The sequence below is a fragment of the Aeromonas sp. 25-AL00135 genome (genome assembly GCF_054052385.1).
Genome location: NZ_JBSTYQ010000004.1, coordinates 21,705 through 46,381 on the forward strand (window position 1 = coordinate 21,705; position 24,677 = coordinate 46,381).

Annotated in this window: 24 protein-coding genes and 1 riboswitch; of the genes, 7 read left to right on the forward strand and 17 right to left on the reverse strand. The window is 55.6% G+C overall.

The window, feature by feature from the left end:
• The first annotated feature begins 70 nt into the window (after positions 1–70).
• From ACW5XC_RS04305 to ppx, 3 genes are all read left to right on the forward strand, one after another.
• Positions 71–586: a glycine cleavage system protein R gene (locus ACW5XC_RS04305; protein WP_042052937.1), complete on the forward strand. Its 516-nt coding sequence runs from the start codon at positions 71–73 to the stop codon at positions 584–586.
• 74 nt (positions 587–660) lie between these two features.
• Positions 661–2,730: a polyphosphate kinase 1 gene (gene ppk1 / locus ACW5XC_RS04310; RefSeq protein ID WP_005350671.1), complete on the forward strand. Its 2,070-nt coding sequence runs from the start codon at positions 661–663 to the stop codon at positions 2,728–2,730.
• Entirely contained in the window at positions 2,720–4,210 is a 1,491-nt protein-coding gene (ppx, locus tag ACW5XC_RS04315; protein ID WP_042052939.1) for an exopolyphosphatase, read from the forward strand. Before ppk1 ends, ppx begins: the two co-directional genes overlap by 11 nt.
• Positions 4,211–4,270: 60 nt before the next feature.
• On the opposite strand, the gene mgtE is transcribed toward ppx, so the two are convergent.
• From mgtE to ACW5XC_RS04385, 14 genes are all read right to left on the reverse strand, one after another.
• The gene (mgtE, locus tag ACW5XC_RS04320; protein WP_042052940.1) at positions 4,271–5,614 is read right to left on the reverse strand and encodes a magnesium transporter; all 1,344 of its coding nucleotides are present in this window, start codon (positions 5,612–5,614) and stop codon (positions 4,271–4,273) included.
• Between the two features lie 122 nt (positions 5,615–5,736).
• A riboswitch (M-box (ykoK) riboswitch) is annotated at positions 5,737–5,906 on the reverse strand.
• Between the two features lie 182 nt (positions 5,907–6,088).
• Positions 6,089–7,297, reverse strand: a complete 1,209-nt coding sequence (flgL, locus tag ACW5XC_RS04325) for a flagellar hook-associated protein FlgL (RefSeq protein ID WP_042052941.1) — start codon at positions 7,295–7,297, stop codon at positions 6,089–6,091.
• 4 nt (positions 7,298–7,301) lie between these two features.
• Entirely contained in the window at positions 7,302–9,305 is a 2,004-nt protein-coding gene (locus tag ACW5XC_RS04330; protein WP_042052942.1) for a FlgK family flagellar hook-associated protein, read from the reverse strand.
• A gap of 3 nt (positions 9,306–9,308) precedes the next feature.
• Positions 9,309–10,382: a flagellar assembly peptidoglycan hydrolase FlgJ gene (flgJ, locus tag ACW5XC_RS04335; RefSeq protein ID WP_042052944.1), complete on the reverse strand. Its 1,074-nt coding sequence runs from the start codon at positions 10,380–10,382 to the stop codon at positions 9,309–9,311.
• Positions 10,383–10,425: 43 nt separating this feature from the next.
• Entirely contained in the window at positions 10,426–11,523 is a 1,098-nt protein-coding gene (locus tag ACW5XC_RS04340) for a flagellar basal body P-ring protein FlgI (RefSeq protein ID WP_005350664.1), read from the reverse strand.
• A gap of 8 nt (positions 11,524–11,531) precedes the next feature.
• Entirely contained in the window at positions 11,532–12,203 is a 672-nt protein-coding gene (flgH, locus tag ACW5XC_RS04345; RefSeq protein WP_005334152.1) for a flagellar basal body L-ring protein FlgH, read from the reverse strand.
• A gap of 14 nt (positions 12,204–12,217) precedes the next feature.
• The gene (gene flgG, locus ACW5XC_RS04350; RefSeq protein WP_005334158.1) at positions 12,218–13,006 is read right to left on the reverse strand and encodes a flagellar basal-body rod protein FlgG; all 789 of its coding nucleotides are present in this window, start codon (positions 13,004–13,006) and stop codon (positions 12,218–12,220) included.
• A 14-nt stretch (positions 13,007–13,020) separates the two neighbouring features.
• On the reverse strand, positions 13,021–13,767 hold the full coding sequence (flgF, locus tag ACW5XC_RS04355) for a flagellar basal-body rod protein FlgF (RefSeq protein ID WP_005334159.1): 747 nt from the start codon (positions 13,765–13,767) through the stop codon (positions 13,021–13,023).
• Between the two features lie 141 nt (positions 13,768–13,908).
• The gene (gene flgE / locus ACW5XC_RS04360) at positions 13,909–15,246 is read right to left on the reverse strand and encodes a flagellar hook protein FlgE (RefSeq protein ID WP_042052946.1); all 1,338 of its coding nucleotides are present in this window, start codon (positions 15,244–15,246) and stop codon (positions 13,909–13,911) included.
• Between the two features lie 10 nt (positions 15,247–15,256).
• Complete coding sequence (locus ACW5XC_RS04365) at positions 15,257–15,997, reverse strand: flagellar hook assembly protein FlgD (RefSeq protein ID WP_042052947.1); 741 nt, start codon at positions 15,995–15,997, stop codon at positions 15,257–15,259.
• A gap of 15 nt (positions 15,998–16,012) precedes the next feature.
• Positions 16,013–16,432 carry a flagellar basal body rod protein FlgC gene (flgC, locus tag ACW5XC_RS04370; RefSeq protein WP_005350658.1) on the reverse strand — a complete coding sequence of 140 codons (420 nt, stop codon included), beginning with the start codon at positions 16,430–16,432 and terminating at the stop codon, positions 16,013–16,015.
• Positions 16,432–16,830 (reverse strand): flagellar basal body rod protein FlgB, encoded by a 399-nt coding sequence (gene flgB, locus ACW5XC_RS04375; protein ID WP_005334169.1) that lies wholly within the window; start codon positions 16,828–16,830, stop codon positions 16,432–16,434. The genes flgC and flgB overlap by 1 nt, the downstream gene beginning before the upstream one ends.
• 295 nt (positions 16,831–17,125) lie before the next feature.
• The gene (locus ACW5XC_RS04380) at positions 17,126–17,950 is read right to left on the reverse strand and encodes a CheR family methyltransferase (RefSeq protein ID WP_005350656.1); all 825 of its coding nucleotides are present in this window, start codon (positions 17,948–17,950) and stop codon (positions 17,126–17,128) included.
• Between the two features lie 17 nt (positions 17,951–17,967).
• The gene (locus ACW5XC_RS04385; RefSeq protein WP_005334174.1) at positions 17,968–18,879 is read right to left on the reverse strand and encodes a chemotaxis protein CheV; all 912 of its coding nucleotides are present in this window, start codon (positions 18,877–18,879) and stop codon (positions 17,968–17,970) included.
• 144 nt (positions 18,880–19,023) lie between these two features.
• Here ACW5XC_RS04385 and flgA point away from each other — a divergent pair, with 144 nt between their 5' ends.
• From flgA to ACW5XC_RS04400, 3 genes are all read left to right on the forward strand, one after another.
• Positions 19,024–19,707, forward strand: coding sequence for a flagellar basal body P-ring formation chaperone FlgA (flgA, locus tag ACW5XC_RS04390; protein ID WP_074042683.1), 684 nt, complete (start codon positions 19,024–19,026; stop codon positions 19,705–19,707).
• A gap of 91 nt (positions 19,708–19,798) precedes the next feature.
• Positions 19,799–20,119: a flagellar biosynthesis anti-sigma factor FlgM gene (gene flgM / locus ACW5XC_RS04395; RefSeq protein WP_042052948.1), complete on the forward strand. Its 321-nt coding sequence runs from the start codon at positions 19,799–19,801 to the stop codon at positions 20,117–20,119.
• Entirely contained in the window at positions 20,116–20,532 is a 417-nt protein-coding gene (locus tag ACW5XC_RS04400) for a flagella synthesis protein FlgN (protein ID WP_040066163.1), read from the forward strand. The genes flgM and ACW5XC_RS04400 overlap by 4 nt, the downstream gene beginning before the upstream one ends.
• Positions 20,533–20,568: 36 nt before the next feature.
• Here ACW5XC_RS04400 and yfcE read toward each other — a convergent pair whose 3' ends face one another.
• Both yfcE and ACW5XC_RS04410 read right to left on the reverse strand, forming a co-directional pair.
• Entirely contained in the window at positions 20,569–21,111 is a 543-nt protein-coding gene (gene yfcE, locus ACW5XC_RS04405) for a phosphodiesterase (protein ID WP_042052949.1), read from the reverse strand.
• A 10-nt stretch (positions 21,112–21,121) separates the two neighbouring features.
• Positions 21,122–22,759: a peptide ABC transporter substrate-binding protein gene (locus ACW5XC_RS04410; protein ID WP_042052950.1), complete on the reverse strand. Its 1,638-nt coding sequence runs from the start codon at positions 22,757–22,759 to the stop codon at positions 21,122–21,124.
• A 156-nt stretch (positions 22,760–22,915) separates the two neighbouring features.
• On the opposite strand from ACW5XC_RS04410, the gene ACW5XC_RS04415 reads away from it, so the two are divergent.
• Positions 22,916–23,815, forward strand: a complete 900-nt coding sequence (locus ACW5XC_RS04415; RefSeq protein ID WP_005350643.1) for a DMT family transporter — start codon at positions 22,916–22,918, stop codon at positions 23,813–23,815.
• 19 nt (positions 23,816–23,834) lie between these two features.
• On the opposite strand, the gene rsuA is transcribed toward ACW5XC_RS04415, so the two are convergent.
• Positions 23,835–24,527, reverse strand: a complete 693-nt coding sequence (gene rsuA, locus ACW5XC_RS04420; protein WP_021231067.1) for a 16S rRNA pseudouridine(516) synthase RsuA — start codon at positions 24,525–24,527, stop codon at positions 23,835–23,837.
• Positions 24,528–24,677 lie beyond the last annotated feature (150 nt).

Sequence of the window (24,677 nt, forward strand, 5' to 3'; positions counted from 1 at the left end):
GGGTTCATATGACCAGCCCCAGCAGGCACAATAGGGATAGAGTAAGAAATCCCATTTCAAGGAGAGCAGGATGCAAAAGCAATTGGTGGTCACCGTGATCGGTGCAGACAAACCCGGGATCGTCGAGAGTCTGGCAGCTATCATCAGCCGCGAGCAGGGCAACTGGCTGGGCAGCGCCATGAGCGAACTGGCGGGCCAGTTTGCCGGTATCCTCCATGTCTCTGTCCCCGATGAGCACTATCGCAGCCTGTGCGAAGCACTGGCCCTGCTACCGGATCTGACCATCAGCTTTGCCGAAGGGACACCGACCGCCGAGCCAGCCCATCAAGTCATGATGACGGTGACCGGCAACGACCGCCCCGGCATCGTCCATGAAGTAGCCAGCATCCTGCGCCAGCTCGAGATCAACGTGGCCGATCTCACCACCGGCTGTGAACCGGCGCCCCACTCCGGCGCCCCGCTCTTCTATGCCCATGCGCTGGTTGCCCTGCCCGACGGGCTCGCGATGGATACGCTTATCACCGCGCTGGAATCCCTCTCCGACGATCTGGTGGTCGACATCGACGAAGCGTTCAGCGAGCAGTAACAATACTGTCATTTATTTGTCATATATTAACGCCATAACTGCCGCGCAGACGCGACCTGAAACAGAGGCACAAGATGAGCACCGACAAGCAGTATGAAGAGAAAGAGCTGAGCTGGCTCTCATTCAATGAACGGGTGTTGCAAGAGGCAATGGACAAGACGGTGCCCCTCATCGAGCGGGTTCGTTTTCTGGGGATCTTCTCCTCCAACCAGGATGAGTTCTTCAAGGTACGGGTATCGGACGTCAAGCGCCGCATCCTCATCAATGAAGTACATGGTGGCGACGATGAAGCGAAAGTGCTGCTGCGCGCCATCCAGCAAAAAGTGATGGCGCTCGGTGAAGCGTTCGACAACACCTACAAGGAGCTGTTGATTGCGCTGGCCCGCCACAACATCTTCCTGGTCAACGAGAACCAGCTCTCCGATGCCATTCAGAAGTGGCTGCGGGTCTTCTTCAAGGAGAAGGTGCTGCGTCACATCATCCCGATCCTGCTCAACAAAGAGGTCAATCCGGTCAAATTCCTCAAGGATGAGTACACCTATCTGGCCATCGAGATGAAGAAGAACGGTCAGGTGATCCAGTACGCCCTGGTGGAAGTGCCGACCGACGACCTCCCCCGCTTCTTCCAGCTGCCGCCGGAAGGGACCCGCCGCAAGAAGCAGATCATCATTCTGGATAACGTCATCCGCTTCTGCCTCGACGAGATCTTCAAAGGCTTCTTCGACTACGACGAGATTGCCGCCTATGCGGTGAAGCTGACCCGGGATGCCGAATATGACCTATCCGACCAGCTGGACTTGAGCTTGGTGGACAAGATGAGTGACGGCTTGAAGCAGCGCCTCACCGCCATGCCGGTGCGCTTCGTCTACGAGCGGGAGATGCCCGCTGCCATGATAAGCTTCCTCAAGCTCAAGCTGCAGATCAGCTCCTACGACGCCATCATGCCGGGCGGGCGCTATCACAACTTCAAGGATTTCATCGGGTTCCCCAACGTGGGCCGTGACTATCTGGAAAACCCCAAGCTGCCGGCCCTCGATTGCCGCGATTTTGACGGCTTCGTCAACGCCTTCGATGCGATTACCAAGCAGGATATTCTGCTCTACTACCCGTATCACAAGTTCCACCACTTCACCGAGCTGGTGCGCCAGGCGGCGTTCGATCCGGCGGTGAGCGCCATTCGCATCAATATCTACCGGGTCGCCAAGAAGTCGCGCATCATCCACTCCCTCATTGATGCAGCCAACAACGGCAAGAAGGTGACCGTGGTGGTCGAGCTGCGCGCCCGTTTCGACGAAGCGGCCAACATCGACTGGGCCAACATCCTTACCGATGCCGGGGTCAAGGTGGTGTTCGGGGTACCGAGCCTCAAGATCCACTCCAAGCTCTGCCTCATCACCCGCCACGAAAATGGCGAGGCGGTGCGCTACGCCCATATCGGCACCGGGAACTTCAACGAGAAGACCGCCAAGATCTACACCGACTTCTCGCTGCTGACCCGCAATCCGGATATCACAGCCGAAGTGGAAGGGGTGTTTGAATACATCGAGTACCCCTATAAGCGATACAAATTCAACCACCTGCTGGTCTCCCCCATCAACAGCCGCCGTCAGCTCTATCGCCTCATCGACAACGAGCTCTCCAACGCCAAGGCGGGCCAGCCGAGCGGCATCATCCTCAAGATCAACAATCTGGTGGACAAGGATCTCATCAACCGGCTCTATGCCGCCGGGCAGGCCGGGGTGCCGATCCAGATGATCATCCGTGGCATGTGCGCCCTGCGTCCGGGCGTACCGGGCCTCAGTGACAACATCAAGGTGATCAGCATCATCGACCGCTTCCTCGAGCACCCGCGGGTGATGGTGTTCCACAACAAGGGCAACCCCCAGCTCTATATCTCCAGCGCCGACTGGATGAGCCGCAATATCGACGGCCGGATCGAGGTGGGCACCCCCATTTATGATGAGCGCCTCAAGCAGCGCATCATGGACATTCTCGAACTACAACTGAGTGATACCTGCAAGGCGCGGGTCATTGATGCCGACCAGCAGAACGAATATGTGAAGCGGGGCAACCGCCGCAAGATCCGCTCTCAGGTGGCGATTTACGACTATCTCAAACGTATCGAGTCAAACAATGGACAATAGTCTCTATGCCGCCGTGGATCTCGGCTCCAACAGTTTTCATATGGTGATCGCCCATCTGAGCGAAGGGCGTTTTCGCATCGTCGATCGCATCAAGGAGCGGGTGCGGCTGGCGGAAGGGATGGATGAGCAAAAACGCATGAGCCCGGAGGCGATGGAACGCGGTCTCGCCTGCCTGTCGCTGTTTGCCGAGCGGCTCACCAACATCAAACCGGATCAGATCCGCATCGCCGGTACCTACACATTGCGCCGTGCCAGCAACGCGCGCGAGTTTGTGAGTGAAGCAGCCAAGGTGCTCAACCACCCTATCGAGATCATCAGCGGGCAGGAAGAAGCACGGCTCATCTATCAGGGGGTCGCCCATACCCAGCATATCGAGGGCCAGGTACTGGTGATCGATATCGGCGGCGGCAGCACCGAACTCATCATCGGTGAAGGGTTTGAACACAAGGCCCTTACCAGTCGCAAGATGGGCTGCGTCAGCTTTACCCAGAGCTTCTTTGCCAGCGGCAAGCTGAGCGACAAGCACTTCACCAATGCCGTGCTGGAGGCGCAGCACCAACTCGCCCCCATCGTCAACCAGTACCGCAAGCTGGGCTGGCAGAGCTGCCTTGGCAGCTCAGGCTCCATTCGTACAGTACGGGATGTGCTGCAAGGTGAGGGGCTGACCGATGGCAGTATTACGCTGGAGGGGCTGGAGCGGCTCAAGGCGCTGATGATTGAGCGCAAGCGAGTCGATAACCTCAAGCTGACAGGGCTTACCGAGGAGCGTCAGGAGGTGTTTGCCGCTGCGGTCGCCATCCTGCTCGGGCTGTTTACCTCGCTGCCCATCGAGCGGCTCGACTACTCCGATGGTGCCCTGCGCGAAGGGTTGCTTTATGAATTCGAGGAGCGCTTGCAGCACCACGATATTCGCGAGCGCACCGCACAGGCGCTCGGTACCCACTACCGGATGGACCGCAAACAAGCAGCCCGGGTGGAGCAGAGCGTGCTGACGCTGTTTGATGCCTTGCAAGAGCCCTGGCAGATGGAGATAGAGCCCTATCGCGCCATCCTCGGCTGGGCGGCGCGGCTGCACGAAATTGGCCTTGCCATCAACTACAGCGGCATTCACCGCCACTCCGCCTATATCCTGCAACACACCGACCTGCCTGGCTTCAACCAGGACGATCAGGCCCTGCTGGCGGCGCTGGTACGCTTTCAGCGCAAGGGGCTCAAGCTCTCCGAGCTGCCTCCCCTGCCCAACCACGACATGCAGACGGTGCTGCGCTGCATCCGCATCCTGCGCCTCGCTGTCGCCGCTCACCACAAGCGCCAGGACAACCTGCTGCCCGAGTGGAAAGTCGCGGTACAAGGGGATCAGCTGGTCGTGACCCTGCCGATCGACTGGTGCGAGGAGAACCGTCTCCTGATGCAAAATCTGGAGAAGGAGCATCGTTATTGCCAGGAGCAGGGCTGGCCACTGTTGTTCCAGCTCGGCTAAATCGGAAAGATAAATTAAAAAGGCAGCCCACTGGCTGCCTTTTGCATGTCAATCTCCCGGTTACTGCAACTCGGGCAACAACCACTTGGCCATCTCGAAGTAGATGATAAGGCCGGTGCCATCCACCAGTGTCGCGATGAATGGCGCAGAGACCACCGCCGGATCGATGCGGAAACGACGCAGCACCATGGGAATAATGGACGCGACCGTGGCACTCCAGAGCACGATGGCGATGATGGTAAAGGTCACCACCATGCCAATCTGGGGACCGACGCCGAGACTCCATGCCCGTACCCAAGCCGCCATGGCAATGGCACCCGAGATGAGCAAACCGGTGGAGAGCTCCTTTTTCAGCACTGTGCCGAGATTGCGCAGGCTCACCTCCCCGACCGCCATGGCACGTACTATGGTGGTGGTGATCTGGGTGCCGCTGTTACCGCCAGTACCGATCAGGAGCGGAATGAAAAAAGCCAGCGCGATGGCCGCTTCCAGCTGCTCCTCAAATGCCCGCAGCACGCTGCCGGTGTAGGCTTCTGCCACAAACAGGATGAGCAGCCAGCCCACCCGTTTGCGCCACAGCTGCCAGGGCGTCGCCTGCAAGTAAGGGGTATCGAGCGGTGATGAGCCCCCCTGCATCTCGGCATCCTCGGTGGATTCGAGCTCCAGAATATCCGCCGCATCATCGACATGGAAAATACCGACCAGTCGCCCCTGATCCTCGACCGGCAATACCGACAGGTCGCGGTCGATCAGCAGGCGCGCTGCCAACTCCTGATCCGCACGGGCGTTGATCCGCACCGTCTCCCGATCCATCAGGGTCGCGACGCTGGCCAGCGGGTCAGCGATCAGCAAGGTCTTGAGGGAGAGGCTCCCTTGCAGACGACCATCCCCGTTGACCACATAGATATGGCGAAACAGCTGGGCATTATCCCAGGCATCGTGGATCAGCTGTTTGGCGTGACCGACAGTGTCCTCCTCCCGCACCGCCAGATATTCGTGGCGCATGTTGGCCCCCACCGACTCGGTGGGCCAATCCAGCAGGGAGTAATAGATGGCCTGAGCCTGGGTCGGGAAGCGAGCCAGCAACATGGTGCGATCCTGACGACTCAGTTTGCGCAGGATGGCGACCATATCACGGCGGGGAATGGCCTCCTGCAACACGCTGACGATGCTGCCATGGAGCCGCTGCAACAGGCGCCCGGCACTCTCGGCCGAGAGTGAACCAAGCAGTTCGGCCCCTTGCGGGATTGGCAGGGTATCAAAGATGCAGTTGAGCTCTTCCGGACGCAGGGTCAGCAGTTGATCGGCGCGCTGAACCGGATCCAGATTATGTTCCAGCCAACCCTGCAGGGCGGCCAGATCGAGCAGTTGGTGACGGTTAAGAATGGTATGTGTTTTCTTCATCACAGATATCCTCATGTGATTTCAGGCGAACCTGAATGCCTCCGGAAATAGCCGGATGCAACGACAAGAAAACAGCAATTTGATTGACGAGTAATAGGCAGGAAATGACGCCGTTCGGCGTGTCATCATCCCCACGTACCAGCTTTAGCACTGTATAACGTATCCGGTATGCCGGAAGCCACTTGGGTTTACACCTTAATCCGATGAAAACTGTCCTGATCTTGGGCGTCTCTGGACGTCGTGAGATCAGTGGCCTGTGTTTATACAGGAGCCTCGCCTAACGAGATGCTGCAAATAATTCGCACAACCCTCTGTTGTGCGGGCGGCATGATTATCCAATCCCGCAGGGAGGTCAACCCCGCAACCACCATTAAATTGGCAACGGCAACAGCTTGTTACAATTGGCAGGAGATGACACGAAACCAATTTTCATAGTCTGGACAAAAAAAAGGCCCCAAAGGGGCCCTTCTTTAATTAGCGAATATAGTCAAATAGTGTCAGACGGCTTATTTTGCTGAAAGAGAGTTGCGAGGCACTCAATGCCGCATCCTCTTTTGACAGCGCGGAAATCACTTCATAGAGATCCGCTTCCGATACCTTGGCTCTCGCCTCGGTGTTGAGGGTACTCAACCCCTCGTTAGAATCCATGACTGCCTCGAGACTGTTCATCCTGCCGCCCAACTCACCCAACCCATGATCGATATTCAGGCGGGCATTTTTCATATGAACGGTGGCATCGGCTACTTCCAGCGCAAAGTTGTCAGCGGTAATAGCAGGATCACGCAAGGCGGTAATAAAATCCGACATACCATTCAATATGTTGTCATTCTTCGGTGGATTAAGATCAAACTGCTGAGCCGCACCACCTGCAGGCAAATCAAGGGTCAACTCCAGACCATTAAAGGGGATCTTGGTGCCAGCAGTGTAGTTACCCGTTTGCAACGTATTGCCACCGGCATCCTTGATATCATAGGTATCAGGCGGACCTATGGTGGTTGATACGGTATAAGTGTTGCTGGGCAGTGCCGAGTTATAATTGGACTTATAGAAATTATCAAAGTTACCCTGATCGCCTATCCCGACCTTGATATTTGCAGTGGTTGCACTGGCGGTTCTTCTGGTCGCCACGATTTCAAACAGATCCTGCCCGGAATCATTGGCAGCGATTTGTACTGTGGGTGAGACCTGAATATTTCGCTGACCTGGATCACCCTGATAAATATATTTTCCGTTGACGTCTTTTATATATGGCTGGGTCTTGCTCTGATTGCCACCAAATATAAATTCACCCGATGAGTTTTTGCTATTCATCAGGTCGAACATCTGCTGCTGCAACCCTTCAAGCTCGCTGGCGATGGCCTTGCGATCATCCATGCTGATAGCGCCATTATTTGACTTCTGGATCAGGGTCTGGGCACTGAGCATCGCCGTATTAAGAGAATCCAATACTGTCTCTTCATGCCCCAGGCTGTTTTCCAGCAAGCTGCCATTGACACTGTACTGCTTGAACAGGTCAATCTCCTTGGTCAGAGCCATCTTCTGACTCATCCCTGCGGGATCTTCTCCAGCTGTCTGAAATTTATTGCCGGTTTGCAGTTGTTGATAGGCAGTATTCAACCGCTCGTTGGCACTGTTGAGGGAATATAAATTCCGGTCGTAGATCATGTTAGTGGTGATGCGCATGACGTTACCTCACGGAAGAGAGCAGTGTATCGAAAATGGTTTTGGCCGTGCTGACGATTTGCGCCGATGCCGCATAGGATTGCTGGAAGCGGATCAGATTGGCAGCTTCCTCCTCCAGATTGACCCCTGACACGCTTTCAAAGATGCCGGTGCTCTGGATAAGCTTGGACTCATTGGCCTTGAGCAACGTTTTTGCCTGACTGGTATTGTTACCCACTTCCATCACCAACCCGGAATAGGCCTGGTTGAAGGTCATCTTGTCGTTGGTCGTCCCACCATTGGTGCTCTTGCGCACCAGATCCTTGTTTTGCAGCTCGGCCAGAACCAGGCCATTGCTGTTATCGGCAAAGCCATTGCTGTTGTAACTGAGCTTGAAGCTGTCACCGGCATCCACCGTGCCGGTGATGCTGAACTCGTAGCCGGGGGCCTGTTTCGGGTTGGCATAGACTGCGGCTCCGGCGGGGAAAGGGTTGACGATCGCAGACATCAGGTTTTGCCCTTTGCTGCTCGCAGGGGCAGTGCCAATCAAGGTAGTACCATCGGCTTGAAACACCTGATAGTTACCACTGCCATCAATTTTGACGACCTGGGGCGCTGTCGGGCTCAGACTATTGGTACCAAAACCTGACCCTGCACCTGTATTGAATACGCCACCCAGTTTGATATCAGCCCCGCCGCCATTATTGGTGGTCTTTTCCGCTTTAAGCGGAGAAGCCAAGGCCAAATCTTCCGGTCGGGTGATCAGCTGACCCAGACCGGCGGCCGCACTTTTGGTGGGTTGCAGCAACAGTCTGTCACCCGCAGCCGGCGTGCCGGTGAGATCGATCGAGATCCCGTGCCCAGTCAGCTCAAAGGTTGCTGGTGGGGTAGCCCCCGCTGTGATCAAGGTACGATTGCCAGACTTGTCGAGCGAGAACACCTCATAACCGGTAGCACTGCTAAATTGCACTTCGTAATCAAACGGAGTCACTGATGTCCCCTTGCCCGGCACGAAGCTGACATTCGCCCCGACCGTCCCCGTGTTATTGCCGTAGGGTAAGCCCTTGCTGGTAGGCAGGGTGAAGATATCACCGCCAATCTCGTTATCCAGATCCATCCCGAGGCGGTTCTGCTGGTTCATCGCATCGGCCATCGCCACGGCCAGCTGCCCCAGTTCGCGCTTGGTCGGCTCAAGGTCGGTACGCGCCTTGAACAGCCCCCCCATGGCACCACCAAACGTATCGTGATCGATGGTTGCCTTGTTCGCCCCCAGGGTCAGCTGCAGCTCCTGATCCCGGGAGTCAGGATCTCCTGCAATCACCTTGAACTGGGCGACGCCCCCATCGAGGATCAGCGAATGGCCAGTGCTCATATTGACCAGCATGCTGCCGTTGGGTTGGGCTACGGTGCGAATATCCATCTTCTCCGACAGCTGACGGATCGCCTCATCCCGTTGATCAAACAGCATCAGGTTCTCTTCGGGTGACCCCTGGGTGCGGATGATGGCCTGATTAAGATCATTGATGCTGGTGAGCAGGCTGTTGACCTGCTTGGTTTCATCTTCAATGCGGGTGTTGAGGGTATCGCTCTGCTTGTCGAGCTGCGCCGAGAGGGTATGAAAACGGTTGACCATGCCACTCAACTCCGTCATCACCACCTTGCGACCACCGATCTCGGCAGGCGATTCATTGGCAGAGTGAAATGACTTGAAGTAGGAGGTGATGGCCGCCCCCACGCTGTTGCTGGTATCCCCAAGCAAGCTGTCAACGCCAGCCAGCTGCTCATAATGGGTCAGGGAGGCATGATAGGCAGAGGTATCACGACGCACCTCCCCCTGCATATAGTCGTTGATTACCCGCTGGGTCTTGATGTCACCGGTCCCTAGACCGATGGTATTGGTATACACCAGCGTACGCTCACGCACATAGCCCTGGCTATTGACGTTCACTATGTTGTTACTGGTGGTCTGCAGCAGGCGTTGCTGTGCCAGCACGCCCGATGAACCAATCCCAAGCAGGTCGCTTGCCATACGTTACAGCTCCATCTCGTTGTATTGGGCAATGGCGTCACTGCGCAATACCTGTTTCAATTTTCTGGCGTAGTGCGGGTCGGTGGCATAACCCGCCTGTTGCAGCGCCTCAAAGTAGCGATCAGGACTATCCACCTTCGCCAGGGCTCCCTTGTAGCGAGAGCCGGAAGTGAGGAAGTCCACGTAGTCGTTGAAGCTCTCTTCAAACGACTCATAGGAGCGAAATGCCGCTTTCTGGCGGGAGGCAACGCCTTGCTCATACTCGAGCGTGCTGACCACCGCCTTGGGCCCTTCCCAGCGCGGATCGGCCTTGATGCCAAACAGGTTATGGGTCACCTGCCCCTCGCCATCCTTGATCACCCGCTTGCCCCAACCGCTCTCCAGTGCCGCCTGGGCGACCAGTACCGCCGGGCTTAACCCCAGCTTGTCGGCCGCTTTCTTGGCCAGCGGCATCAGGCGATTAACGAACTCTTCCGGCGTATCGAACTCTTTGCCCCCACTACCGGTGGCACTGCCCTCTTCGCTGGTCATGCGTCCCATGGGCGGAATGCTGCGGTGCGGTCGACGGGGCATAGTGAGTGCGTGACTCTCCTTTGCCCCCTCGGTCATCTCTTTTTCAGCAAAATCTTTGCCAACTTTTGATGCCGCGATCAAATCATCTGCTGCGGCCGTGGGTGGCTGATAGGGTTTGTAGGTCCGTTCGGTGCGCTGCGGCATCTTGAGCACCCGTCCATCCTGATGGGTAAAGGTCTCGGGAGAGAGCTGTTTGGCCACCATGTCAGCCAATCCCAGCCCCCCCTTGCTGGACATGTCGGCGACTCGCTGCTCATCCAGCATCCCTTCATAGAACTGGGTATAGCTGCTGTTCATCGGGTTGTCCTGAGTCAACACCCCGTTGGCCTGACGCATGCTCTGAAACAGCATCTGGGTAAAGATTGACTCGAACTGGCGTGACGCACTCTTGAGCGCTTCGGCCTGCCCCTCTTTGCTTTGGCTCATCTGGCGCAGACGGTCCAGGTTCTTGATGTCCTGTACCATCCCGAGATTCATGCCGCTGTTGCTGTCAAACTCCGCCATTTTGCTTACCTCATTGCCACCCGTGGCAACCACTTGCCGCTTGTTACAATATGACCAGTTGCCCCTCGATGGCGCCTGCCTGCTGCAGCGCCTCAAGGATGGCCATCAAATCACCGGGGGCGACCCCGACCTGATTGACCGCCCGGACCAAATCGTCCAGGGTCGCACCGGTATCAAACTTGAACATCCGCCCCGGCTCCTGCTGGACATTGATGGTCGAGTTGTTGGTCACCGTCGTCTCTCCTCCCGCCAACGGGTTGGGCTGGGAGACCTGCTGGTTTTCGGCGATGGTCACCGTCAACCCGCCGTGGCTGATGGCCGCCGGTTTGAGCTTGACCTGACTGCCGATCACTATGGTGCCAGTGCGGGAGTTAACGATGATCTTGGCCGCCTCGTTGGCCGGATCCACCTCCAGATTCTCGATGGTGGCGAGATAGGAGACGCGCTGACCCGGATCCCGCGGGGCATAGACCTTGACCGAGGTGGCATCGAGCGCCTGAGCGGTATTGGGCCCCACCAGATCGTTGACCACATCGGCCAGACGGCGCGCAGTAGTAAAATCGGGGCGGTTAAGGTTGAAGGTGATGGTGTCACCCTGACTGAAGGAGTTGGGCACCTCCCGCTCCACGGTCGCACCGTTGGCAATCCGCCCGACGGTCGGGGTATTGATCACTACCTTGGAACCATCAGCCCCCTCGGCCCCCAGACCACCAACCACCAGACTGCCCTGGGCGACCGCATAGACCCGGCCATCGAGCCCTTTCAGGAAGCTCTGCAGCAGAGTGCCACCCCGCAGGCTCTTGGCCTCACCGATGGCAGAGACCGTCACGTCGATGGTCTGGCCCGGCTTGGAGAAGGGGGGCAGGTCGGCATGGATCGCCACCGGAGCCACATCCTTGATCTTGGGCTTGATGTTATCCGGCACCTTGATGCCAAAGTTGTTGAGCATGGTACGGAAGGTCTGCTCGGTGAAGGCGTTGTTCTTCTCGCCAGTACCGGGCAACCCCACCACCAGACCGTAACCAATCAACTGGTTGTTACGCACCCCTTCAACCGAGCTGATGTCCTTGATCCGGGCCGCATTGGCCACACCCAAGGGCAGCAGACAGCAAAGCAGAGTGACAAGACGGAGTGACTTCATAACATCTCCTAGAGCGGCCACCAGGGACCATTGAAAAAGCTGGTAAGCCACCCTTGCTCCTGGCTATTGGCCAGATCGCCGGTACCACCGTAGTAAATGCGGGCATTGGCCACTTTCTGGGATGAAACGCTGTTATCCGACGTCACATCCTCCGGGCGAATAAGGCCGGTGATCCGGATATATTCATTGCCATTATTGAGCATGATCCACTTCTCGCCACGCACCACCAGATTGCCGTTGGGCAGCACCTTGGCCACGCTGACCGAGATATTGCCCTGCAGGCTGTTGCTCTGGTCCGCTTTGGCCTGGCCCTTGAACGCGCTGTTCTGACCAATGGAAGCCGAAAGATCATAGGGACTGGCGGTGACCGGCACGCCACCCAGCTTGACCGGATCCAGATTGAATTTATTGTCCTTGCCACTCTGGGTATTGGCCTTTTTCGAGGCGGAGGTCGACTCCGACAACTCGATGGTAATGATGTCGCCTACCTTGTGCGCCTTGATATCCGAATAGATGCCATTGACCTGATCCGGCTGGAAAATCGCCCCTGTCGGTCGCACCGACACCGGCTCCGACTCCCCGTAGACGGGGGAAAACTCGGGATCATCAGGCTTAGGCGTATTGGGAGTGCTGCTACACCCTCCCAGCACCAGCAATCCCAGCATCCATACGGCTTTCATCATGCACCTCCTAATTAGGTACGCTGGATCAGGAAGGACATCATGCCGTCCACGGCGGAGAGCACCTTGGAGTTCATCTCGTAGACCCGCTGAGCCTGAATGAGGTTCACCAGCTCTTCGGTCACGTTGACGTTGGAAGTCTCCAGCATCCCCTGTTTGATCACCCCCAAGCCATCGGCACCGGCAGTCCCCTGGGCGGCAGCACCGCTGGATTGGGTCTCGACGAACATGTTCTCCCCCATCGGCTGCAAGCCGCTGGCGTTGACGAAGTCAGAGATGTTGATCTGACCGACGACCTGAGACGCGCCATCGCCCTTGAGCTGCACCGAGACCTGTCCATCTTCACCCACCGTAACGCTCTGGGCGTTTTCCGGGATCTGGATTTCCGGTTGCAGCGGGTAGCCATTACCCGGGGTCACTATGGTCCCTTCATCGTTGAGGGTGAACTGACCGTTGCGGGTATAGGCTGCACTGCCATCCGGCAGCTGAATTTCAAAGTAGCCACGACCACTGATCATCAAATCGAGCGAGTTGTCGGTGGTTTGCACGTTGCCCTGGCTGTGGTTTTTCTGGGTCGCCACCACCTTGGCACCCGCCCCCAACATCAGGCCGGAAGGAAGCTCGGTATCGGCAGAGGAGCGGCCACCGGGCTGGTTGATGTTTTGATACAGCAGATCTTCAAAGATGGCCCGTGACTTTTTAAAGCCCACGGTGCTGGCGTTCGCCAGGTTGTTCGAGGTGACCGAAATATTGGTCTGCTGTGCATCCAACCCGGTCTTGCTGATCCAGAGTGCGGGATTCATAGGTAACTCCTTGATTAGCTGATTCGCAGCAGTTGGGTTTGAGCTTCATCATTCTCTTCGGCCGTCTTCATGATTTTGACCTGAGTTTCGAACTGGCGTTGCAGCCGGATCAGGTTGGTCATCTCATCCACCACATTGACGTTGCTCCCCTCAAGGGAGCCGGCAATCAGGCCGACATTGGCAGAGGCGGGTTCATTCTGGCCATCCTTGCGGCGAAACAGACCATCTTGCCCCTTCTCCACCGCATCGGCGGCCGGATTGACCAGCTTGATCCGCTGAAAATCTTCCGGCAAGTTGGCGGCAGCCCCCTCAGGACGACCGCTGATGGTGCCATCCCGATTGATCTCGAGTTTCTCCATCGGCATCGGCAACACGATTGGCTGACCGCCGTCATCCACCACATTCAGACCGGTCGAGGTTTGCAAGTTGCCGGTCGCATTGACCTGCAAATTCCCCATGCGGGTATAGGCTTCACCACCCTTGGGATCCTGCACGGCAATCCAGCCCGGACCATCCACAGCCACGTCCAGATCCCGTCCGGTGGTCATCAGCATGCCATGCTGCAAGTTCTGCCCCGGGCGCTCAGCCATGGCAAAGACCCGGCTTGGCAAGCCCTCTCCGAACGCCTGCATGCTTCTGGCCTGCTCGAAATCGGACTTGAAGCCGGTGGTATTGGCATTGGCGAGGTTGTTGCCCCGAACAGCCAAGCTGTTCATGGTCTCTTTGGCCCCGGACATGGCGATATAAAGCAGGTGATCCATGGAATTCTCCGTCAAACAGATGACTCTGACAGGAGAAATGCAATTAGAGTGCCAACAGCAGAAATATGGGGGGGTAAGGATGGGAATGTGACAGAAATAGAGAGGGGGCCAAGCCCCCTCTCATTATCATTTATTGCGCGATTAACGGATCTGCAGGATGGTCTGCTGCAGCGAACTGTTGACCTCCAGAGAACGGGAGTTGGCCTGGAAGTTACGCTGGGCAGTGATCAAGTCCACCAGCTCCGAGGTCAAATCCACGTTGGACTGCTCCAGCGCTGAAGATTTTATGCCACCAAACGTACCTGAATTAGGAGTGCCTGGCAATGCATCCCCTGAGAGCAAGGACTGCCGCCAGGATGTATCGCCAACCTGAGTCAATCCTTGCGAGTTGGCAAACTTGGCCAGCGCAACCATAGCCACTTTTAACGTCGTAGCATTACTGTATGTGGCAGAAACAACACCGTCTGGCGTAATTTCAACCTTTGTTAGACGGCCCACTGTCGCACCATCCTGAGTCAATTTGTTGACTTCAAAAGGTGAGTTGTATTGGGTAACAGTCCCAAGACGAATTTCCAACGTCTGAGTCGGATCTGCACCATTATTGATAATCCCTGCTCCACCAGCGCCATTGCCCAACGCAACAGTCTTGATAGGCGCAACCGGTATGGTTGTATCCAGCTTACCCGAGGGAGTAAATGTCATCTGCAGACCAGTGGGAATACCTGCACCTGGACTCGCCGTACCACCATTAATATTTATAGGCTTGTCTCCTTCATACATGAACATACTCCAAGTTCCCGGGTTCAAAGGCTGCCCCGCATTGGCCGGATCTTCATGGCGGACAAAATACTTGGTGATTGTATGGGGAGCACCAAGGGAATCATAAATAGTTACAGATGTTGAATGAGCATATGTTGACGAGTTAGTGCGATCAAAATTAGCGGGTAAAGTAGGCTTTGTTTTACTATCGATACTCAAGTTAAAACTTGCCTCCACCAATGAAGTCATTTTAGGCTCACCAGCCCTATCAGGTATTTGAATAGGCTTGGTCGCATTAATACTGACCGCCTTGGGCGTACCATCAGGATTAATTTCATAGCCTTGCAGGTAATGGCCCTGATTGTTGACCATATAGCTGTTTTCATTGAGCTTAAAGGCGCCGGCACGGGTATAGGTGCGATCCAGGTTGGTCAGGCCATCGGAGGTCACAAAGAATCCATTCCCCTGAATCGCCAGGTCCAGCGCGTTATTGGTAAATTGCAGCGCCCCCTGGTGGAACTGCTGGGCAACCGCACCGGTCGCCACACCGTTACCGACCTGAGTCTTGGCATTGACAAAGATGGAGTTGGCGTAGACATCCGCAAACTCGGCACGGGACTCTTTAAAGCCCATGGTGTTAACGTTGGCAATGTTGTTGGCGGTGACGTTCAAGTCTTTTTGTGCCGCGTTGACACCGCTCAAGGCATTGTTAAATGACATATCCAGCTCCTTAGATCGATGCTGTCGACGTGGTTTTTGACGGTGTAACCGTCGGATTTGAATTGGTGCCTGAAATTTGCAAAATATTGTTCAGATATTCGCTCCCCAGCCCTCTCAAGTTGAGGCGGGTCGGGTTGGTGGCATTGCCCAAGGCAACGCTATCCACTTTGGCATAAGCGTATGCAGCAATATTTTCCGACTTGCCATCAAGAGTACCGCTGGCTTTGACGACATACTTGCCTGCAGAAACTCGGTTACCAGCCTTGTCTGTACCATCCCAAGCAACTTCTACGTTACCTTTTTGCTCTCCTTCCAGAGGAAACTCTTTGATAACTTGTCCCTTTTCGTCTTCGATAGTGATTTTGATATTCGCATATTTATTAGTAGTGCCAACCGCTACGACTGCTGATAGTGGCCCCTCTTTGTCTAAATAGCTTATATTGCTTGGCAGTAGCACATTTTGACCTACCAAAGAGGATGCTTGCAGGGCTTGACTGGAAATCATCTGGTCATTGAGTTTCCCCATCTGGGTAGACAAACTACTAATCCCCTCCGAAGTTGACATGGACGCCATTTGGGAAAGCATCTGGGCATTGTCGACAGGCTTGAAGGGGTCTTGATACGATAATTGCATTGTTAGCAGCTTCATAAATGAAGCCTGATCCAGCTCTTTCTTCGGCGCCGTTGTGCTGCCTGTCGTCTGGGTCGTGGTACGGCTGATGCCGTTCACATTATTGGTTGTATCGACCATGCTGCATCCCTCCTATCAGGACTTGCCAAGCTGGAGCGTCTGCTGCAGCATCTTCTTGGCCGAATCTGCAACCTGTACGTTGGTCTGGTAGCTGCGCGAGGCGTTGATCATGTCGGCCATCTCTTCAACCATGTTGACGTTTGGCTTGAAGATAAAACCGTCTTTATCCGCCATCGGGTGGTTGGGGTTGTACTCCTTGAGCAGTGGCGCCTTGCTCTCGACAATCCCCTTCACCTCAACCCCGACCGAGCCCTGCTTGTCAGACATCGCCTGATCGAGCTGGGCGGCAAAGACTGGCCGCCTGGCGTGGTAAGTATTTTCCACACTGGAGCTGACGCTGTCCGCGTTGGCCATGTTGCTGGCAACCGTGTTGAGGCGCACTGACTGTGCGCTCATAGCCGAGCCTGCTATGTCAAAGACCTTGAACAAACTCATCACTGCTCTCCTTTCAGGGCCTTGAGCAGGCCACTGATTTTGCTATTCATAAATTCAAGGGAGGTTTGATACTCGAGGCTATTGCGCAGAAATTCGCTGCGCTCCTGCTGCACATCGACTGTATTGCCGTCACCGGTATCCGGTTGCAGCGGGTTGCGATATTGCACGGTACCTGGGGCGTCCATATTCAAGGCAAAGTGCTTTTCGCTGGTCGTTGCCAAACCAAACCCCTGATGCGACTGGGCCTCCTGCAATGCCTGAGCAAAATTGATATCCCTGGCTTTGAAGCCCGGGGTATCTGCGTTGGCAATATTGCTGGAAAGCACCTCAGCACGCTTGGCGCGAACGCTTATGGTGTGTTGATGCACACCGAATGCCTTGTCAAATGAAAGAGCCATAGCACACCTCCTGCTTGGTTTATTTTGTTTGCAAGAGGCGTGCCATAAGCAAATCACTCAGATCGATGGTTTGGGTATGAGCACATTTCAGACCGAAAACGGCAGGAGCATCTCGTGCATTGAGTCAGACGGCATCATTTGGCCACCTTAAGGTTTCAACCACTTTTGCAGTGGCGAGATATGGTAGGTAAATAGAAAGACTGAGCTGTAGATAAAGAAAGAGGGAAGCTCGTAGCTTCCCTCTTTGCATGAACTGGCAATATTCGGCAGACCCCGAATATCAGGGCCCTCAAGCCTATTTGACCTTGTAGACAATCCCCGGATTACAGCGGATCATCTCAAACCGATCGGTCAACCCGGCCAGTGACTCCGACGCTCCCAGCATCAGATATCCACCGGGGTTGAGACTGGCAGCAAACTGGTTGAGGATCTTCGACTTCACTTCCGGCGCAAAATAGATGAGCACGTTACGGCAAAAAATAATGTCAAACTTGCCGAGCAGACTATAGCTCTCCAACAAGTTGAGTGGCCGGAAGGTGGTCAATTTTCTGACTCGCTCGGCAACCCGCATCTTGTTGTCACCGTAAGGCTCAAAAAACATCTTCTTGCGCTCCGGTGACAAACCGCGCGCCAGAGCAAGGCTATCGTAAACGCCTTCCTTACACTGATTGAGCATGGTCGTCGAAATATCCGTCCCGACAATCTGCACGCCACCAGGCAAGGTACCCGGCTTTTTCATCTGCTGCTCCAGTGCCGTCATGGCAATGGAATAGGGCTCCTGACCTGACGAGGAAGCGGCTGACCAGATCTTGATGGGGCGGCCACTTTTCCCCAACTCGGGGAAAATCTTGTCAGTAAGAAGCTGAAACGGGTAAGTATCACGAAACCAGAGGGTCTCGTTGGTCGTCATGGCATCTACTACGGCCATTTTCAGGTCACGCTCTCGCACACTCATTGCACGGGTAACCAGATCAGACAGACTCTCGATGCCAAACTGAGCCATCAAAGGTGAAAGACGGCTCTTCACCAGATACTGTTTGTTATCCCCCAGCACAATTCCGCTCTGTACCGCCAGAAAGTTGCTGAACTGTTTGTATAAGTCGTCCGAAAGTGTCTTCATGCAGCTGTTCTTCTTTATTAGAGTGCGTTTTGTACGGCCTTGGCCAATTCATCAGGCTGGAACTTGGCGATAAAATTGTTCGCACCAACTTTCTGCACCATTGCCTGGTTGAATACTCCACTGAGCGAGGTATGCAGAATAACATGCAAATCCTTGAGATTGGGATTATTCCGGATCTCGGCAGTGAAGGTATAGCCATCCATTTCCGGCATTTCGATATCCGAAATAACCAGCGCAACCTGATCCTTGATAGGACCATTTTTGGTCATTTCCAGCAGCATGTTCAATGCTTCGCGGCCATCTTTTGCCAACACGCACTCGACACCGATGGCCTCAAGCGCACGTTGTACCTGTTTGCGTGCCACTGAGGAGTCATCCGCAACAAGAACAGGACGCCCCAGAGTCGGGTGGTCGACACTGGCCTGAACCAGCTCCTCACTAACATCCGTTGCAACCGGCGAAATTTCGTTCAATATCCGCTCAACATCAAGGATTTCGACCAACTCGCCATCGACTTCAGTCACGGCTGTCATGTAGTTGATGCGACCCGCACCTTTGGGCGGAGGCAGGATGGATTCCCAGTTCATATTGATGATGCGCTCGACCGAATGCACCAGAAAACCCTGAATAGAGCGGTTGTACTCGGAGATGATAATGAAGCATTTGCTCAGATCATCAATCGGGCGTTTACCAACTGCCATGCTGAGATCGATGACCGAGATAGTCTGGCCACGAATATGTGCGACCCCGCGGATGCAGGAGTTCAATTTGGGCATCACGGTCAAGGGGGGACACTGCAACACTTCACGCACTTTGAATACGTTGATGCCAAATCTTTGACGTCCATTGAGACGAAACAACAACAACTCCAGCCGGTTTTGCCCCACTAGCTGGGTACGTTGGTTGACCGAGTCCAGGATACTGGCCATAAACACTCCCTAAAAACGCTTGGCATTAATCATGCATGCGTGATGGATTGCGTCAGACTATCGATGTGACAACGAACAGATTCTGAAGCAATCATAGTTAAATATGGTGATATGCGTGAACAACTTATCGACCAACGAGCGAAAATGATTAACCGACTTTTACTCATCAGCCTCTTTTTTGGCAGCATATCTTCCAGCTACGCCTCGGACGTCACTACTTATCTGCAAGAAAAGGCACAAGAGTTCGTTTACAGCCAGCTGGATATTCCGTTGGATGCCAGAGCCGAGGTCACCTCTGCCACGCTGGATGGACGGCTCCCACTGACCCGCTGCGAAGATCTGCTCACTATCAGCTTACCAGCAAAAATGGAAATTCGCCGTAATACAACAGTTTACCTTAAATGTGAGGAAGACAAACCCTGGGACGTCTATCTCCCGGTACGGGTCAGCATTCAAAAACCCTATGTCACTGTGACCAACCCCATCGCCAAGGGGGACCTGCTGAGTGAAAGCCAGCTGGTGTTGGCCTATCAAGATCAGACCCTGATCCGCGGCGACTACCTGACTGACACCGCCCCTCTTATCGGAGTACGCAGCAAGCGGGAGCTAAAACCTGGGCAACCCATCCGTTTGAGCCAGGTTTGTGTAGTGTGCAAAGGGGATCAGGTCACCCTGACGGCAGAAAATAGCAACTTCCAGATCAAAACCATGGCCCGAGCCTTGCAAGATGGCAGCTTCGGAGAGATCATCAAACTCGTCAATATTCGCTCCGGCAAAACCGTTGAGGGTAAAGTCAGTGCGGTAGGTGCCGTATCGGTCACTTTTTAAATCCGGATCCTTGACAACTTTTTTCTAAAGTTTTGATCTGCCGCACCGATAAACAGGTAAGCAAACCTTAAAGCAGACGAAGGTAACTAAAATGGCCATCAACAATATCAACAACTTGGCGAATAATCGGTTGCAAAATACCGCTAATAGCCAGGGGACAGGCAGCAAGTCAGTCACCTCATCGCCCGAGAACAAAGCGGCTACTGTCAAGCTGGACTCCGTCTCCTTGACCAGTGAGGCGCAACAATTGCAAAAGATGCAACAAAACCTCAATACCGCCTCGACCGGCAATGAGAGCAAGGTCGAACAGCTGAAAAAAGCCGTTGCGAGTGGCGAATATCAGGTTAACAGCGACGCTGTGGCCAAGAAGATGTTCAGTTTCGAGGCCAATCTGGACAAAGTTCTGGGATGATGGACTTACCTTCGTTACTGCACACCCAAGATGATTACCTCAGCCAGATGCAAGGCATTCTGGAAGAGGAGTTCAGCTTGCTCGAACAGCATCAGGCCCTGGCCCTGCCCGCACTGACCGAGCGCAAACAGCAGTTGCTTGCTGCGATAGAAACGCTGGACAAGACACTGGCAGAGATGCCAGAACTGGCACTGCAGCTGGCAGCCTATCCCGACGAGATGGCGCAGCTTCGTGCAAAACTGGATGCTTGCCAGGCACAAAATGATATCAACGGTCGCTTGCTTGAATTGAGCATCGTATCAAACCGTCGTCTGGCAACCTTTCTGAGTCAGCTGCGCGATCGCAACAGCCTGACCTATGACGCCAAGGGTAACACTCGCTCTGGCACCCGCTCCTACGGTATCAAGGCCTGACATCTCTTATCAGGCCTTGCATTTTTGCTGTCCATTTTAAAGCACCAGTCGCAACAACTCTCGCCCGTCCTCACACGCATTGACGCGCAGTACCCCGTCCTCATAGCACCCGTAACTGGCAGGCAACTCGCCGCGCGGGAAACAGATTGACCCCGGGTTCATCAATATCCGTTCCCCCTGCCACTCCAGCACCGGCACATGGGTGTGGCCGCTCAGGAACAGACTACCCGGCGGTAGCTGAACCTCGTCCGGGCGATAAAGATGGCCATGGCTGACAAACCAGCGCCGCTCATCGACCAGCAACTGGTTGTAGGGGGCGGTGATGGGAAAGCGCAACAGCATCTGATCCACTTCGGAATCACAGTTGCCCCGCACCGCGATGATTTGCGGAGCCAACTCGTTGAGCCGATCAGCCACAGCGGCCGGGTTATACCCTTCCGGCAGAGGATTGCGCGGGCCATGGTTGAGCAGATCGCCGAGCAGCAGATAGTGATCCGGCTGCCAGGGCTCAAGTTGGGTCAGCACCCGCTCCAGCGCAATGATGCTGCCGTGGATGTCGGAAATGATGGCAAGTTTCATGAAATGCTCCTCACTGCGGGCTGAAATAGAGATCCTTGGTGGCAATCGTCCCTTTCAAATTCTGGCTGGGCAGCCCTCGCAGCGCGGGATCGGCCAGTCTCATCTGATTGTAATGATACACGGGGAGGATCGGCGCCTCCTCAAGTAGCAACTGTTCGGCATGTCGGTAGAGTTCAACCCGGCTCGCGCTGTCCAACGTATTGGCAGCCTGCTCCAGCAACAGATCAAAGTCGGGATTGCAGTAGCCGCTCTCGTTGCGCAGATCCTGACAACGGAAGCTGCCCAGCATGGCAGACGGCTCCACGTAATCGCCAAACAGGAAGCTTCTGGCCACCTGGAAATCACCGCTATCCTTGGCCACCTGATAGGCACCCCACTCCAGACTGTTGAGGGTGACCTGTACCCCCAGCTTCTGCCACATGGCGGCAATGGCCATCGCCATCTGCTTGTGGGTTTCAGCGCTGTTGTAGGTAATGCTCAGCTTGAGTGGATTGGCACTGTTATACCCGGCCGCTGACAGCAACGCTGCCGCTTTGGCCTGGCGGGTTGGCATATCTTCAAGCGCCACAGGCAATATCACCCGGGGGTAACCCGGCATCTCCGGCAACAGCGACCATGCCACCTGTTCATCCTGCCCGCTTACCGATCCAATGAGCTGCTGTCGATCAACCGCCATGGAGAGCGCCTGACGCACCCGCACATCCTGCAGTTCGGGGCGTTTCAGATTGAACGCATAGAGATAGGTGCCAAACAGCGGTAAGCCCCAGAGCCGCTCTGGAGATTCGCGCTTCATCTTCTGGTAATAGCCGAGGGAGACCTTGTTGGTAAGCTGGATTTCACCAGCCTCATAGCGCAGCCGTTCGGCATGTTGCGAAGTGATAGGCAGATAGGTGACCCGTCCGATACGCGTGTGAAGGTCATCCCAGTAGTGGATATTGCGCTCGGCTTCGATCTGCTCGTTCGGCGTCCAGCTTGTCAGCCGATAAGCACCATTGCTCACCAGCTTGCCGGGCTCGGTCCACTGCTTGCCAAATTTGGCTATCGCCTTCTGGTTGACTGGCACAAAGGGGCGCTGACTGATGAGTTGCAGGAAATAGGGAGCCGGCCGCTCCAGAGTGATTTTCAGGATCTGATCGCTTTGCGCTTCAATGCCAAGATTGCCGAGCTCCAGTGCGCCGGCATAGATGGATTGCGCATTGTTGATCCCCGTGGCCAGCAGCAATCCGGCAGAAGGAGAGTTGATGGCCGGATCGAGCAGACGGCGCCAGGCATAGACAAAATCAGCGGCCACCAGCGGCTCGCCACTGGACCATTTCAGTTGGGGTCGCAGGAAGAATCGCCACTCCAGCCCATCTTCACTCACCTCCCAGCGCTGGGCCTGAGCGGGGACGATATGCCCCTGCCCATCTTCGCTGACCAGCCCTTCAAACAGATCGACCAGTACCGCCTCCCCCGGAAAACCGGATCGCACCAGCGCCGGATCCAGTGACTCCGGCTCGGCACCGTTGCCCTTGACTAGGGTTTGCCGATCGGCAAGCAGAGGCTGCTGCTCAACGGTGGTGGCATGGGCCAGGGGCCCAGCCAGCACGGCAAGCAATAGCGGGGAGAGCCAGCGTTGTGCCAGCTTGGGGAAAAAACCATACCTCATGACAAAACCTCGAATAACACCACTGCAGGAGGGGAAGGCCGACGGCGCGCCTGATGAATGCCTGATGCCGCTCTTGTTATCCCCGAAAACGCCCCGTATTGTATCGGGCTTGCCCGGGAGATGGAGTCTTTCGGGTTAATTTTTTCAGGAGTTTTTATGGGTTATGAGTGGCTGGCCCTCGCGTCGGCCAGTTTATGGGCAATTGCAGCGCTAATTTCGGTCAAACCGGCCCGTCATCTCGGCGCATTTGCCTACAGCCGCTGGCGCATGTTTCTGGTCAGCCTGATGCTCGGCACCATGAGTCTGCTCACCGGTGGCTGGCAAACCCTCACCGCAAGCGCCCTGCCCCTGCTCGCCATCTCGGGGCTGGTCGGCATCTTCGTGGGCGATACCGCGTTGTTTGCCTGCATGAACCGGTTGGGGCCAAGACGCAGTGCCTTGCTCTTCTCCTGCCATGCGCTGTTTTCCGCTCTGCTTGGGCTCTGGCTCTTTAATGAACAGCTGACAGGCTGGCGACTGCTGGGGGCCATGCTGGTCTTTGCTGGCGTGATGCTGGCGATCCTGTTTGGCAGACGCAGTAGCAGCAACGAGTGGGAGCAGATCCGTGGCAATCTGGCGCTAGGAATTGGCCTTGGCCTGACGGCGGCATTGTGTCAAAGCGTGGGAGCCATCATCGCCAAGCCGGTGATGATGAGTGGTGAGGTGGATGCGGTGAGTGCATCGGGTATCCGGATGGGCAGTGCCCTGCTGGCCCACTGCGTCCTTCGGCTGGGGCGTTTGCCACTGGCCATGCCGCTCAAACCGGTCAATCGCCATATCCTCGCCATGATTGCCACCAACGGTTTTCTGGCGATGGGGCTGGGCATGACGCTGATCCTGATGGCGCTGCGGCAGGGCGAGGTGGGCATGGTGGCCATTCTCTCCTCCACCACGCCGGTACTGCTGCTGCCGCTGTTGTGGTGGCACTCGGGGGAGCGGCCATCCATTGCCGCCTGGGCGGGTGCACTGATTGCCACCCTGGGCACAGCACTGGTGCTGGGTTTCAGCACTCACTGACCCCCGGCACCATCCCTGATCAGAACAGGGCAATCTCCTCAGCGGTCAGCTCACGGTATTCACCGGGTGCCAGCTCCTCATCTAGCGTCAAGCCGCCCACCCGCTCGCGATGCAAGCCAACGACCTTGTTGCCGATGGAGGCAAACATCCGCTTGACCTGGTGGTACTTGCCTTCGTGAATGGTCAGGCGGGCCTCGCACTCGCCGAGAATTTCCAGCTGGGCAGGACGGGTTTTATCGGTCTCGTTACGCAGGTAGACCCCTTCGGCGAACAGCGCGATCGCATCCGGGCTTACCGGATCGGCCAGCCAGACATGATAGGTCTTGGCACACTCGTGGCGCGGCGAGGTGATGCGGTGGGACCACTGACCGTCGTCGGTCACCAGCACCAGACCCGTGGTATCGAGGTCGAGGCGACCCACCACGTGCAGCTTGCCCATCGCCGGCTCATCCATCAGGAAGAAGACGGTCGGGTGATCCGGATCCTCGTTGGAGCAGACATACCCTTCCGGTTTGTGCAGCATGAAATAGCGGTTGCGCTGCTCCAGCGTCAGCAGCACGCCGTCAAACTCGATCTGGCTCTGCTCATTGATATGAAAGGCGGGCTGCTTGACCACAATGCCATCCACCATGACCTCACCCTGACGGATCAGTTTGCCTGCCAGCGAACGGGTCAAATCGGAACAATCGCACAGAAATTTATCAAGCCGCATTCACAACCTCGGAGTCCAACAAGTAAAGGGGCGTCATTATATCGGGCGGAGGCGACAACGCCACTGTTAAGGGGTTGCCAATTATGACGAACTGGTCATCCGATGTTACACTTCTCCGGTGTGACCCATCCGAACGATACTCATAATAAT

Coding starts and splice junctions, on each gene's coding strand:
- ACW5XC_RS04305 (WP_042052937.1), top strand. CDS start 71: ATGCAAAAGCAATTGGTGGTCACCGTGATCGGTGCAGACAAACCCGGG.
- ppk1 (WP_005350671.1), top strand. CDS start 661: ATGAGCACCGACAAGCAGTATGAAGAGAAAGAGCTGAGCTGGCTCTCA.
- ppx (WP_042052939.1), top strand. CDS start 2,720: ATGGACAATAGTCTCTATGCCGCCGTGGATCTCGGCTCCAACAGTTTT.
- mgtE (WP_042052940.1), bottom strand. CDS start 5,614: ATGAAGAAAACACATACCATTCTTAACCGTCACCAACTGCTCGATCTG.
- flgL (WP_042052941.1), bottom strand. CDS start 7,297: ATGCGCATCACCACTAACATGATCTACGACCGGAATTTATATTCCCTC.
- ACW5XC_RS04330 (WP_042052942.1), bottom strand. CDS start 9,305: ATGGCAAGCGACCTGCTTGGGATTGGTTCATCGGGCGTGCTGGCACAG.
- flgJ (WP_042052944.1), bottom strand. CDS start 10,382: ATGGCGGAGTTTGACAGCAACAGCGGCATGAATCTCGGGATGGTACAG.
- ACW5XC_RS04340 (WP_005350664.1), bottom strand. CDS start 11,523: ATGAAGTCACTCCGTCTTGTCACTCTGCTTTGCTGTCTGCTGCCCTTG.
- flgH (WP_005334152.1), bottom strand. CDS start 12,203: ATGAAAGCCGTATGGATGCTGGGATTGCTGGTGCTGGGAGGGTGTAGC.
- flgG (WP_005334158.1), bottom strand. CDS start 13,006: ATGAATCCCGCACTCTGGATCAGCAAGACCGGGTTGGATGCACAGCAG.
- flgF (WP_005334159.1), bottom strand. CDS start 13,767: ATGGATCACCTGCTTTATATCGCCATGTCCGGGGCCAAAGAGACCATG.
- flgE (WP_042052946.1), bottom strand. CDS start 15,246: ATGTCATTTAACAATGCCTTGAGCGGTGTCAACGCGGCACAAAAAGAC.
- ACW5XC_RS04365 (WP_042052947.1), bottom strand. CDS start 15,997: ATGGTCGATACAACCAATAATGTGAACGGCATCAGCCGTACCACGACC.
- flgC (WP_005350658.1), bottom strand. CDS start 16,432: ATGAGTTTGTTCAAGGTCTTTGACATAGCAGGCTCGGCTATGAGCGCA.
- flgB (WP_005334169.1), bottom strand. CDS start 16,830: ATGGCTCTTTCATTTGACAAGGCATTCGGTGTGCATCAACACACCATA.
- ACW5XC_RS04380 (WP_005350656.1), bottom strand. CDS start 17,950: ATGAAGACACTTTCGGACGACTTATACAAACAGTTCAGCAACTTTCTG.
- ACW5XC_RS04385 (WP_005334174.1), bottom strand. CDS start 18,879: ATGGCCAGTATCCTGGACTCGGTCAACCAACGTACCCAGCTAGTGGGG.
- flgA (WP_074042683.1), top strand. CDS start 19,024: ATGATTAACCGACTTTTACTCATCAGCCTCTTTTTTGGCAGCATATCT.
- flgM (WP_042052948.1), top strand. CDS start 19,799: ATGGCCATCAACAATATCAACAACTTGGCGAATAATCGGTTGCAAAAT.
- ACW5XC_RS04400 (WP_040066163.1), top strand. CDS start 20,116: ATGATGGACTTACCTTCGTTACTGCACACCCAAGATGATTACCTCAGC.
- yfcE (WP_042052949.1), bottom strand. CDS start 21,111: ATGAAACTTGCCATCATTTCCGACATCCACGGCAGCATCATTGCGCTG.
- ACW5XC_RS04410 (WP_042052950.1), bottom strand. CDS start 22,759: ATGAGGTATGGTTTTTTCCCCAAGCTGGCACAACGCTGGCTCTCCCCG.
- ACW5XC_RS04415 (WP_005350643.1), top strand. CDS start 22,916: ATGGGTTATGAGTGGCTGGCCCTCGCGTCGGCCAGTTTATGGGCAATT.
- rsuA (WP_021231067.1), bottom strand. CDS start 24,527: ATGCGGCTTGATAAATTTCTGTGCGATTGTTCCGATTTGACCCGTTCG.